Annotated in this window: 11 protein-coding genes; 7 read left to right on the top strand and 4 right to left on the bottom strand. The window is 70.1% G+C overall.

Features of this window, described 5'->3' with window-relative positions; all coding sequences use genetic code 11:
• Window positions 1-36 precede the first annotated feature (36 nt).
• Window positions 37-1494 (top strand): benzaldehyde dehydrogenase, encoded by a 1458-nt coding sequence (locus M3E84_RS08085; protein ID WP_259895690.1) that lies wholly within the window; start codon window positions 37-39, stop codon window positions 1492-1494.
• A 61-nt stretch (window positions 1495-1555) separates the two neighbouring features.
• Here M3E84_RS08085 and M3E84_RS08080 read toward each other — a convergent pair whose 3' ends face one another.
• The 3 genes from M3E84_RS08080 to M3E84_RS08070 all read right to left on the bottom strand — a co-directional run bounded on the left by M3E84_RS08080 (window position 1556) and on the right by M3E84_RS08070 (window position 3611).
• Entirely contained in the window at window positions 1556-2395 is an 840-nt protein-coding gene (locus M3E84_RS08080; protein WP_259895689.1) for a PhzF family phenazine biosynthesis protein, read from the bottom strand.
• 162 nt (window positions 2396-2557) lie between these two features.
• Window positions 2558-2794, bottom strand: a complete 237-nt coding sequence (locus M3E84_RS08075; protein WP_259895688.1) for a DUF6953 family protein — start codon at window positions 2792-2794, stop codon at window positions 2558-2560.
• Window positions 2795-2804: 10 nt separating this feature from the next.
• The gene (locus M3E84_RS08070) at window positions 2805-3611 is read right to left on the bottom strand and encodes a TOPRIM nucleotidyl transferase/hydrolase domain-containing protein (RefSeq protein WP_259895687.1); all 807 of its coding nucleotides are present in this window, start codon (window positions 3609-3611) and stop codon (window positions 2805-2807) included.
• A 358-nt stretch (window positions 3612-3969) separates the two neighbouring features.
• Here M3E84_RS08070 and M3E84_RS08065 point away from each other — a divergent pair, with 358 nt between their 5' ends.
• The 5 genes from M3E84_RS08065 to M3E84_RS08045 all read left to right on the top strand — a co-directional run bounded on the left by M3E84_RS08065 (window position 3970) and on the right by M3E84_RS08045 (window position 9071).
• Window positions 3970-4938 (top strand): ABC transporter ATP-binding protein, encoded by a 969-nt coding sequence (locus M3E84_RS08065; RefSeq protein WP_259895686.1) that lies wholly within the window; start codon window positions 3970-3972, stop codon window positions 4936-4938.
• A complete protein-coding gene (locus M3E84_RS08060) occupies window positions 4935-6218 on the top strand; it encodes an ABC transporter permease (protein WP_259895685.1) in 1284 nt (427 codons plus the stop codon). Before M3E84_RS08065 ends, M3E84_RS08060 begins: the two co-directional genes overlap by 4 nt.
• Window positions 6219-6299: 81 nt before the next feature.
• Complete coding sequence (locus tag M3E84_RS08055; RefSeq protein ID WP_259895684.1) at window positions 6300-6881, top strand: hypothetical protein; 582 nt, start codon at window positions 6300-6302, stop codon at window positions 6879-6881.
• 175 nt (window positions 6882-7056) lie between these two features.
• Window positions 7057-7653 (top strand): hypothetical protein, encoded by a 597-nt coding sequence (locus M3E84_RS08050; protein ID WP_259895683.1) that lies wholly within the window; start codon window positions 7057-7059, stop codon window positions 7651-7653.
• A gap of 155 nt (window positions 7654-7808) precedes the next feature.
• Window positions 7809-9071 carry a hypothetical protein gene (locus M3E84_RS08045; protein WP_259895682.1) on the top strand — a complete coding sequence of 421 codons (1263 nt, stop codon included), beginning with the start codon at window positions 7809-7811 and terminating at the stop codon, window positions 9069-9071.
• 18 nt (window positions 9072-9089) lie between these two features.
• On the opposite strand, the gene M3E84_RS08040 is transcribed toward M3E84_RS08045, so the two are convergent.
• Window positions 9090-10484 (bottom strand): YihY/virulence factor BrkB family protein, encoded by a 1395-nt coding sequence (locus tag M3E84_RS08040; RefSeq protein ID WP_259895681.1) that lies wholly within the window; start codon window positions 10482-10484, stop codon window positions 9090-9092.
• A 116-nt stretch (window positions 10485-10600) separates the two neighbouring features.
• Between M3E84_RS08040 and M3E84_RS08035 the strand changes: the two genes are divergently transcribed.
• The gene (locus M3E84_RS08035) at window positions 10601-11863 is read left to right on the top strand and encodes a phosphatidylserine/phosphatidylglycerophosphate/cardiolipin synthase family protein (RefSeq protein ID WP_259895680.1); all 1263 of its coding nucleotides are present in this window, start codon (window positions 10601-10603) and stop codon (window positions 11861-11863) included.
• Window positions 11864-11914: the final 51 nt, after the last annotated feature.

The raw sequence follows: 11914 nt of genomic DNA, 5'->3' as shown, positions 1-11914 counted from the left end.
ACGCCCGCTGCGGGCGCGCAGAAGGAGGACGGCGCTGTGACTCTTCTGGACACCTCGGCCTTCGAGGGCCGCATCTTCACCGGCACGTGGGAGACCGGCGACGGCGAGACCATCGTGGTGCGCAATCCGGCCGACAACGCCGAGCTGGCCTCGATCGGCTCAGCCTCGGCTGATCAGGTCCGGAAGGCCGCCGCCCGGGCCGTATCGGCGCAGGAGCAGTGGGCGGCGCTCAAGCCCTCCGAGCGCGCGGCCGTGCTGCGTCGGGCGGGCCAGGTCATCCAGGACAACCACGACGAGCTCGCCGGGTGGGTCATCCGCGAGACCGGCGGAATCCCCGCCAAGACCGGCTTGGAGGTCGGCAACTCCGCCGCCGAGTGCTTCGAGGCCGCCAGCCTGCCGAGCCACCCGCACGGGCAGTGGCTGCCCTCGGACGGCGCCCACTGGTCCTTCTCGCGGCGCCGTCCCTGCGGCGTGGTCACGGTCATCGCGCCGTTCAACTTCCCGCTGCTGCTGGCCATGCGCTCCGTCGCACCGGCCCTGGCCGCGGGCAATGCCGTGCTGCTGAAGCCGGATCCGCGCACCTCGGTCATCGGAGGCTTCGCGCTGGCCCGGATCTTCGAGGAGGCAGGTCTTCCGGAGGGCGTGCTGCAGGTGCTGACCGGGGGAGGGGAGATCGGCGCCGCCTGCGTGGAGGCCGACGAGGTCCGGGTGGTCTCCTTCACCGGCTCCACGGCCGCCGGCCGGAAGATCGGCGCGGTGGCCTCGGAGAGGCTCAAGCGCGTCCATCTGGAGCTCGGCGGCAACAACGTGGCGATCGTGCTGCCGGGGGCCGACGTGGATCTGGCCGCCTCCGCCGGAGCCACGGGCTCGTTCTTCCACCAGGGCCAGATCTGCATGACCACCGGCCGGCACATCGTGCACCAGGACGTGCACGAGGAGTACGTCGAGCGCCTGGTCGCCCGGGCCGAGGCCCTTGCGGTCGGGGACCCGTCGACGGAGCAGGTCCACCTGGGGCCGATCATCGACGAGAAGCAGCTCAAGTCCATCGACTCGATCATCCAGGACTCCCTGGCGGCCGGTGCGGTCGCCCGTACCGGTGCCGATCACGAGGGCCTGTTCTACCGGCCCACGGTCCTCACGGACGTCACCGAGGACATGCCGGCCTGGTCCCAGGAGATCTTCGGCCCGGTGGCCCCGGTGCATTCCGTCGCCTCGGTGGATGAGGCCGTCGAGCTGGTCAACTCGTCCGAGTACGGGCTGTCGGTCTCGATCATGGGCCCTGTGGGCGAGGCCATGAAGGTCGCCGATCGCATCCGCTCGGGCAAGGTGCACATCAACGAGATGACGGTGGCCGATGAGGCCAATGCGCCCTTCGGCGGGGTGGGGGACTCGGGCAATGGCAGCCGCTTCGGCGGCGCGGAGGCCAACCTCGAGGCCTTCACCGAGCTCCAGTGGGTGACCGTGGCCCCCGATGAGGTCCAGCACCCGTTCTGACCCCACTTCAGCACGGTGCCCCGCCGACGGTCATCGACAGGGCACCGTGCTCCCGGAGGTCTCAGGCCTCGAGCGTCCCCCCGCTGCGGGCCACCACGGCGCCGCCGACCCAGGTGCCGTCGTCTCCGGTGCTCACGCACATCAGGGCGCTGTGGCCCACGGCGCGGCCCTGGGCCACGGTGAACGACGCCGGCGCGAGCTCGCGCGGCACGAGCCAGGAGGCGAAGGCCGCCACGAGGGTCGCGGTGGCGCGCTGCTCGTCGATGCCGCGGGACGGGGCGAAGGAGCGCAGCTCGAAGTCGGCGGGGCCGCCGTCGGCGTGGGGGCCCAGGACTCCGACCATGTGCTGGCCGAGCTGGTCGATCCCCGGCTCCATGTCCAGCACGGTCTCGGCGCTGTCCACGAGCAGCCCGAGGAATCCGGTGCCCGAGTCCAGCCACGCCGCTCCCTGCACCTGGGCGGGCTCCAGGCCGAGCACATCGCAGATGATCTCGACGGTGAGCTCATCGGGCTCGCCGCGGTCGAACATCGGAGGGGCCGCGAAGCGCAGGGTCGTGTCGTCCTGCACCTGGACCGTGGTCAGCCCGATCTCGCTCTGCTGGACGAGGGCGCCGTCCTGTGTCGAGGCGCCGCCGTGGTCGAGCCAGGCCCGGGCCGCGGCCAGCGTGGACATGCCCGCAAAGCGCACCTCGGTCTTGGAGCGGAACGCCCGCGTGCGGAAGTCGGCCCCGGACTCGGTGGGCGAGAGCACGAAGACCGTCTCCTCGTGCGGCAGCCACTCGGCGAGGTCGTGGATCCGATCCTCGGAGAGGCCGTCGGCCTCCAGGACCACGGCGACGGGGCTGCCCTCGAAAGGCTTGGTCGCGAAGACGTCGATGACGGCATGGGGAAGCGCACTCATGCTCACGAGCGTAGGGCCCGAGGGCCCCTTGAATCGCACGAGATCGGGGGCTCGGGGGCAGTGCCGAGTCAAGAGCGGACGGGTCGATGCGGACTCGTCGGCAGGGTTCTGAGCCCGACGCGCGCCGGAGCAGTCCGGGGACGCGTCGGGCTCAGCGCGAGCTCACTTCTTGAGCGACCAGAAGCGGCGGTCGCGATCCCACTGCACGGTGCCGTCGTGGGCCTTGCGGAAGGCCTTCACGACCGACTGATCCAGTGCGGGGTGGCCGTGGGGGCTGGTGCGCACCCACTCCTGCCCGAACTTCTCCGGCACCAGGCGCACGGCGTCGTCCTGATCGAGCCGTCCCTCCGTGCGGATCGTCTCGAGCATCCAGTCTGCGATCTCCTCAGGCGTCGTCATGCGGGCAACCCTACGCGTCCTGGGGCCGCGGGCCGCACCCTCCCCGAAGGGCGCCGGCGCGCGGAGGGCGGTCCGGCTCGAGGGACGCGACCGCCGCGCAGATCCGCCGGAACGACGACGGCAGGTCGTCCATCTGCGCCGCAGCCGCCGCCTCGGCGAGCCGCTCCGGGCGCTTGGCGGCCAGCGTGGCCCCGCGAGACTGCAGGCCGGACAGCAGCGACGGCCAGCGGGAGAGCTCGTCCTCCAGATCCACTGCGAACGCGGACCAGGCGGAGCCCACCACGGTGGGGCCGCCGAAGTCCCACCCGGCGACGTCGGGGTCCTCCTCCCGCCGCCGGAGCTCCGCCTCAGCCGCCGGATCAGCCCCCGCCGAGGCCCAGTCATCGTGGTGCGGGGCACGCAGCGCCGCCACGAGCGCCCGCGTGGCCTCGCGTCGGCTGCGCAGAACGCGATGCCGGGTGGTCGAGGACCCGGCGACAGGGCCGCCGTCTCCGTCGAAGAGCACGTGGTGCGGGATCCGCAGCGCCACATGGAGGTGGTGCAGGACCGCCAGGCGGGTCTTGCTGCCGGCCGGCTGCACCAGGGTCAGCGGATCGTCGCTGCGCCGCAGGACCTGCTCCATCACGGCCTGATCCGTGGTGCCCTCGACCAGCAGGGTCCGCGGGGAGGCGAGCATCCGGCCGAGGTCCTGGTCATGGATGGCACCGAGCTCGTGGGCGACATGGTTGCGCGCCCGGCCCATGGACCGTGCGAGCTCGTGCAGGCGGACCGTGCGGGCGCCGTCGTCGACCATGCGGATCACGGATTCGAGGCGCACCGGTGGGACCGGGGGCGCCGCGGCAGCGCAGGAGGTCACCGGCACCTCGATCGGCTGCGTTTCGCAGAGCCGCCGGGGCGCCGTCGGGGGACTCAGGCGGGGGTCACGGGATGCCACGCGGCCCAGGGTAGGCCTCCGCGCTGAACCCCGTGCCGCTGACCCGCAGGCGGGAGGCTCTCCCCAGAAAGGATGACCCGGTGCCCGAGAGGAAGCCAGGGTGCGCCTCGGAGTTCACTCTCTGGTCTGATGCCGCTGCTGTGCATGTTTGGAATGATGAAGGGCAGCTGAGACAGCGGCGCCGCGTCCGGACAGGCTCCGGTGGCCGCGAGGCAGATTCCCCTATACAGGAGGCACCACGATGCAACCCCCGGTCCTGGAGACCGAGAACCTGGTCAAGGTCTACGGCAAGGGCGAGACGCGCTTCGATGCCCTGAAGGGGCTCACCCTGGAGATCCACCGCGGTGAGTCCGTGGCCGTGATCGGCAAGTCCGGCTCGGGCAAGTCCACGCTCATGCATCTGATGGCGCTGCTCGACCGACCCAGCCAGGGCGTCGTGGCGCTGGACGGCAGCCCCGTCTCGGAGCTGAGCACCAAGGAGATCAACCGGCTGCGCAACGAGCGCTTCGGCTTCGTCTTCCAGCAGTTCTTCCTCAACGCCAACCAGACGGTGCTGGAGAACGTCGTCCTGCCGCTGAAGATCGCCGGTGTGGGCAAGTCCGAGCGCAACCGCAAGGGCATGGAGGCCCTCGAGCGACTGGGCATGGCGGACAAGGCCTCCAACAAGGCCACGAACCTCTCCGGCGGGCAGAAGCAGCGCGCGTGCATCGCCCGAGCGCTGGTCACAGAGCCGTCGGTGATCTTCGCCGACGAGCCCACCGGCAACCTGGACAGCCGCACCTCCGAGATCGTCGAGGACATCCTCTTCGGCCTGCAGCGCGAACAGGGCATCACGCTGGTCATCGTCACCCACGACGACGACCTCGCCGCCCGCTGCGATCGCCGCATCAACCTGGTCGACGGCGAGATCACCTCCGTCCAGGACCACGACGACACCACGAGCACGCCGGCCTCGGCACAGCCGACCGCCCCGGGCCAGGCTCCGACTGCGGAACAGCCCGCTGCCGGTGAGGACGTAGCCGGCCAGGGCGCCGCGGCGGCCGGGCCGTGGGCGCAGATCCCCGACGGCGACGGAGCCCACCGCGGGGAGCCGCAGCCGCAGGAGGATGCGGCCAAGGCCAAGGCCAAGGCCAAGGCCCAGGCCGAGCAGAGCAAGCACGCTGACAAGGGCGGCCTGCGCCGTCTCTTCTCGAAGGGAGACCGTCGATGAAGTCCACCGACATCGTCGCCACCGCAGCGGGCAACACGCTGCGCTCCAAGGCCAGGACGCTGCTGACCGTCGTCGCGATCTTCATCGGCGCCTTCACCCTCACCCTGACCTCCGGTCTGGGCGTGGGCATCAACAAGTACATCGACACCCTGCTGCAGGGATTCGGCAGCGAGGACCAGATCTACGTCATGAAGACGGCGGATCAGGCCTCCGGCACCTCGCAGGAGGGCCCGCAGGAGTACGACCCCGAAGCGGCGCAGGCCTCGAGCATGTTCGGCGGCTCGGAGATGCTCACCGAGAAGGACATCGAGAAGGTCGAGGGCATCGACGGCGTGGAGTCCGTGGAGCCGGTGGTCTTCGTGCAGCCGTCGTTCCTGGAGGCCGAGGACGGCTCCCAGTACCAGCTCACCATGGGCTTCCCCACGGATGTGGAGGCCTACTCGTACATAACCGGTGAGGCTCCCGCCTCCGACGCCGACGAGATCACGGTCCCGCAGTCGTGGGTCGAGCCCCTGGGCTACGACTCGGACGACGACGCCGTGGGCGGAACCGTCCAGATCGGGCTGTCGAACGCCGTGGGCGAGGAGAAGACCTTCGAGGCCGAGATCACCGGCGTGACCGAGGAGCTCGCCTCCGGCCAGGGCGGATCCCCGACCCCGTCGGATCAGCTGAACCAGAAGCTGTACGACTACCAGACCTCCGGCATGGTCGAGGAGCAGCCTGAGGGCTACATCCAGGCCGTGGCCAGCGTCCCGGACACCGAGCAGCAGGGGGCCGTGAAGTCCGCCCTGATGGACGAGAACATGATCGGCATGACGGTCGAGGACCAGATCGGCGCGCTCAAGGGCATCATCAACGCGGTGACCTGGGTGCTCAACGGCTTCGCGCTGATCGCGCTGCTGGCCGCCAGCTTCGGCATCGTGAACACGCTGCTGATGTCCGTGCAGGAGCGCACCCGGGAGATCGGCCTGATGAAGGCCATGGGCATGTCCGGCGGCAAGATCTTCGGCCTGTTCTCCGCCGAGGCCGTGCTGATCGGCGTCTTCGGCTCCGTGGCCGGCGTGATCGGCGGCGTGGCCGTCGGCTCGATCGCCAACGCGGTGCTCACCGGCGAGGGCGGCGCTCTGGCCGAGGTCTCCGGGCTGTCGCTCTACGCGATCGCCCCGCTGCAGCTGCTGGTCATCGTCCTGGTGATCATGCTGATCGCCTTCCTGGCAGGCACCCTCCCGGCGGCTCGCGCCGCCAAGAAGGACCCGATCGAGGCGCTGCGCTACGAGTGACGACGCCGGCGGTCGAGCCTCCTGCTCGGCCGCCGGTCCCTGTTCCCCATCCGTGAAGTCCGCACCACAAGGAGAGATGTCATGACGAACACCCCTCAGAACGCTCCGGGCCCCGACTACGGCCAGGGCAGCAAGTTCGGCACTGCCGCCTACAACCCCCAGCAGTCCTTCGAGCAGGGCAGGCCGGCCAAGGTCGGGACTCTGCACAAGATGACCATCGCCTCGCTGGTGATCTGGCTCGTCTCCCTGATCCCGGGCATCCTCATGTCGATGTCGCCCGACTTCGAGGAGCAGATGCGACAGATGTATGTCGACGGCGGCATGGGCGAGGACATGGCGGCGCAGGCTGCTGAAGCTGCCGGGACCTTCGGCATCATCACGACCATCGTGCTGGCCGTCGTGGCGCTGGTCCCCTACATCCTGGTGCTCGTCGGCGTGCCCAAGGGGAGAAACTGGGCACGGATCCTGGGCATCGTCTTCGCCATCATCGGAGTCGTCTTCACAGCCATGGGGTTGGTCGGCTCGGGGACGGATCTGCAGATCGGCGGGGCCATGGCCATCGTCGGGCTGATCCTGAGCGTCCTGTTCCTGGTCGTGAACATCTACTGGCTCGTGCTGGCCTTCAACGGCCGCGTGGCCGAGTGGTTCAAGAGCACGCGCTGAGCTGAAGCTCGCGACCGCAGCGCGATCGATCCCCCGCTCCCTCGTCGGCCCCTGGGTCGTCCCGGGAGCGGGGGATCGCTCGTCTCAGTAGGGTGGGCGCACAGCGGGGGACCGCGCAGGAGGGGCTTCGGTCCCCGCTCCCGGCCCGGATGTCCGCACCACCAGGAGAGATGCCATGACGAACACCCCTCAGCACGGCCAGGGCTATGAGCAGGGACGGGACGGCAGCAGGTACGGCACCGCCGCCTACAGCCCTCAGCAGCCCTTCGACCGGACCAAGCCTGGGAAGGTCGACACCCTGCGCAAGGTCGCCGTCCTCTCGCTGGTGCTCGCGGTGGTCGGGTCGCTGCTTGGGACCTTGATCGCGCAGACCGCGGCGTTCCAGCAGGACATGATCGACTACTACAGGAGCATGGGGCTCTCCGCGGAGCTGGCCGAGCAGTCCGCCTCGGGCGGGGTCGCCAGCATCGTCGGAGGCATCGTCGGCCTGCTGATCACCGTCGCGCTCTACCTGGTGGTGATCATCGGCCTGTCCAAGGAGCAGAACTGGGCGCGCATCCTGGGCATCGTGCTGGTGATCATCTCGATCGTGCTCTCTCTGGGCAGCACGGGCATCGGCCTCATCCTGGGCATCCCGCTGACGGCCGGCGGTGCGCTGGGGGTCGTGGCGCTCCTGCTGAGCATCGTCCAGCTGGCAGTGGACGTCTACTGGCTGGTGCTGGCCTTCAACCGCAGCGTGGCCCGGTGGTTCAGCGGCGATCAGCTCAGCTGAGCGCACGGCCCGCAGCGGGCTGGGTCCCGCTTCCGTGACATCGCGTCGTGCGGATGAGGAGCGTGCGGCCGCTGGTCTCAGTAGGCTTGCGCCAGAGCCGGGGCGCGGCATGTGCCGTCGCCGGGACCACCCACCACACGATCAAGGAGCATGACGTGTCGCAGAACCCCCACGACGACGCCCGCCCCGAGGGCGAGCAGCCCCGGTACGAGGCCCCCAGCTACCAGGCGCCGCAGTACGGCGCCCCGGCGGAGCAGACCCCGTCCGAGCCCGAGGCCGTGAACTCGGAGGCCGCCGCGGATTCCGCGCAGACCGCAGACTCCGCCGAGACCTCCGCCCCGCAGGGCGGATACAGCGCTCCCGCCTACGGCTCGCAGCAGCCGGCTGAGGGCCAGGCCGGGGCCGCAGACGCGCAGCGCTCCGGCTCCACGGCCGTCCCGGCCGCGGGCGAGGGCGCCGCGCCTTCGTACTCCCAGCCGACCTACGACGCCTCCGGCCAGAGGGCCTCCGCGCAGGACCAGCCCTCGTACGGTGCGGCGAGCCAGGACCAGCAGGGCTACAGCCAGCCCGGCGCGCAGCAGGCTCCGTCCTACGGCCAGTCCGCTGAGCAGTCGTCCTACGGCCAGTCCTCGGCCCCGTCGTACGGTCAGCAGGCCCCCTCCTACGGCTCGGACTCCTCGCCCTACGGCGACCAGCAGCAGTCGTCGCCGTACGGGCAGCAGCCGTCCTACGGCTCGGGCCAGCCTTTCTACGAGCAGCCCTCCTACGGCTCCGGCGCGCCGGCCAGCCCCTACGGCGAGCACCCGTCGGCTCCGCAGTTCGGCGGCGCCCAGCAGCCCTCGGCGCCTCAGTACGGCGGCCAGCAGTACGGCGGGCAGCCCGGCAGCCGGGCGCCGCAGTACCAGCCGAGCGGCGGGAACCAATGGGCTGGTGGCGCTGCAGCGGGCGGAGCGGCCTCGGGCGCAGCGTTCGCCAACGCGGGTCGCCTGCGCACCCTGCTCTTCGCCTCGGCGGGGTTGTTCCTGCTGCTGGGCATCGTGCAGGTGCTCGGCCGCACCACCATGGCCTATGCGCTCTCCCTGCAGGAGGCTGCAGACGCGGCCGAGCAGTTCGGGATCGACCTGGGCGGTCAGACCGCCGGCGGACTCGCGATCGGCGTGGGCAACATCATCAGCTGGATCATCACCCTGGGGCTCTACGCCCTGGTGCTGTTCCTGCTCAACAGCAAGCCGGGTGCCGGACGGATCGTGGGCATCATCTTGGCGATCCTGGGCTCCCTGGGGGCACTGGGCGCGTTCATCAGCGCCTTCAGCTACGGCTGGGTCGCCATCCTGGTGATCCTCGTGGGCCTCGCGTTCATCGCCGTGAACGTCATGTGGATCATCCAGGCGATCAAGGCCAAGCCTGCCGCACGCTGATCCCCGCAGGCTGAGCGATCAGCCCCGACGCCCCGGTCCCTGCCCCTCGGCAGCGGCCGGGGCGTCGTCGTCTTCCGGCTCCGCGGCCGACGACGAGCCCCCGGACGGCTGCTCCCGGGGCGAAGCCTCCGCCGCGGAGCCGGCCTCTGCACCGCGACGTCGTCGCTCGAGCTGGTGCTGCAGCGCCCCCACAGCGGTGGAGCCGCCGCGGTGCACGGCCCGGCCGGTGGCCGATCGCAGCTCTGCCCAGCTGTGGACCAGGGCCACGCGGAAGGCCTGGGCCGAGGACTCCTCGGCCTCGGCGGAGGCCTCCCTGGCGCGCTCTTCATCGGCGGCCTCCCGCAGCCGCTCCTGCATGGCCGGGGTGCCGGTGACCGCGAAGGCGCTGTCCGCCTCGGTGAGCCACAGCGACCGGGGCAGGCGCCGCGGCTGATCGTCCAGGGCGCTGTCGGCCACGATCCGCCCGAGCTTGCCGGCCATCCTCCGGTCCTCGCGCAGGAAGTCCAGGGTCCAGCGGTTGCGGGGGCGCAGGTCGATGCGATCCCAGGCGCGCAGCCCGATCGCCAGCTGGCGGGCGCGCAGCAGCTCGGCATCCAGGGCGGCCCCGGCGATCAGCACGATGCTTGCGAACCAGGCGAGCACGAGCAGGATCGTCACGCCGTTGAGGGTGCCCAGCAGCGCGTCCACGGTTCCGGCCAGCGAGCTCAGCCAGCCCAGCAGCACGGCCATGGCGAACAGGGTGCCCACGCTCACCAGCGACCCGGCGCTCATGATCCCGAAGCGCGGAAGCTCCACGTTGGGCCCGCGGTGGTAGGCGATGTTGACGTAGACCACCAGGATGAACAGCAGCAGGGGCCAGCGCAGGAGGTTCCAGGCGGCCACCACGGTCTCGTCGAAGCCCAGCGCCTGGCCGAGCGCCGCCGCCATGTCCCCGCCGACCGTGATCAGCAGAGCCGCTGCCGCCACGGCTACCAGCAGCGCGATGGTCTCGAAGAACACGATCGTGCGGAAGAACAGGAACTGCCGGCCTTCGCGGGTGTCGTAGATGCGGTGCATGGAGCGGTGGAAGGCCGCCACGGAGTTCGACGCCGCGATCAGCGTGCCGATGAATCCCAGGACGGCTCCGGCCACGGTGCCGCCGTCGGGGTTCAGGGAGTGCAGCGCACTGGTCAGGGCGCCGGGGTCCACCGGCGGGAACAGCACGCTGACCAGGTCGACGATCCCGCGCAGCACGGACTCCTCGAGACCCAGCAGATTGATGATCGACACCAGCGAGATCAGCAGCGGAGCGATCGACAGCAGCAGGAAGAAGGTCATAGAGGCCGCCTGGTCCCACACCTGGATGTAGATGAGCTTCATGACCGCTCGCCGGATGACATGCAGCACCGTGAGGCGGGGCTGCTGGAGGGTCACGGAACGGGTCACGCTGGCTGGTCCCCTGGGGCTCGAGTGCCCTGCCGAGAAGGGCAGGGAGGACGGGGGTCATCCTCCCACGATCCTCCCAGCGAGGCTCACGTAGGCTCTGAGGCATGCTCGGAAGAATCCCCCAGCCGCTGCGACGGGCCATCACCACGACCGCCACGCGAGCCGCTGTCGGGGTGGTGGGCGTCCAGTTCGCCACCATCGCGACCCTGGTCGGCTACGACGCCGTGAAGAAGCGCGGTCGCAAGACCCGCTCCGGCTTCCCCAAGCCGGGGCACTACGCCGCCGACGTCGCCGGTTCGGACATGGACGTCTTCACCTTCGGCGCAGAGCTCTACGACGACATGATCGCCGCGATCGACGCCGCCGAGCGCACGGTGTACCTGGAGACCTACCTCTGGAAGAGCGACGACTACGGTCAGCGCTTCCTGGACGCCCTCAACCGCGCAGGCGCTCGCGGTGTGGACGTGAAGGTGATGTACGACGGCGTCGGCAACATGGTGGTCGATCCGCGGTTCTACCGGTTCGGGCCGGGGGTCGAGCACTACCGCTTCCCCGTGGTGCGGCCGCAGCTGCTCGTGACCCCGCTGCGCGCCAGCGGCCTCACCCACCGCAAGCTGCTGATCGTGGACGACGAGTACTCGTACATCGGCGGCTACAACCTGGGCTCCACGTATGCGACCGAGTGGCGGGACACCCATCTGAAGATCTCCGGGGCGGACACCTGGCTGCTGCGCCAGGCCTTTGTGTCCTCCTGGAACTCGATCGCGGTGCGGCGCGGAGGCGGCGAGCCCATCGCCCGCCTGGACCCGGTGGAGTGGGAGTCGCGGATCCGGGTGCTCACCAACATGCCCGTGCGCCGCGTCTACCCGATCCGCAACATGTACCTGCAGGCCATCGACCAGGCGGCCGAGTCCATCTACATCTCCACGGCCTACTTCATCCCGGATCAGCAGATCCTCGACGCCCTGATCCGCGCCCAGAACCGCGGTGTGGATGTCCGTCTGATGTTCCCCATGGACTCGAACCATGTCCTGGCCGACTGGGCATCGCGCGGGTTCTACAAGCAGCTGCTGCGCGAGGGCATCACCGTCCTGCTCTACAAGGACGCCATGATCCACGCCAAGACGGCCACAATCGACGGCGTCTGGTCCACGATCGGCACCGCGAACATCGACCGCCTGTCCCTGAGCTTCAACTACGAGGTCAACATCGAGATCGTCGACCACGACCTCGCGGCCTTGATGGAGCGGATCTTCGAGTTCGACAGCGAGAACTGCTGGCGGCTCACCGAGCAGGAGTGGGACGAGCGCCATCCCCTGGCCTGGATGGGCGAGTGGGCCCTGGCGCCCTTCCGGCCGCTGCTGTGAGGGCATGCGCGGGTCTCGCAGGCCTGTGAGTGCCTCGAGCTGGGGACATGA

Origin of the sequence: Kocuria sp. p3-SID1428 (assembly GCF_025149945.1) — a bacterium.
Classification (GTDB): domain Bacteria; phylum Actinomycetota; class Actinomycetes; order Actinomycetales; family Micrococcaceae; genus Kocuria.
This window is presented reverse-complemented; position numbering and strand designations above follow the sequence as displayed.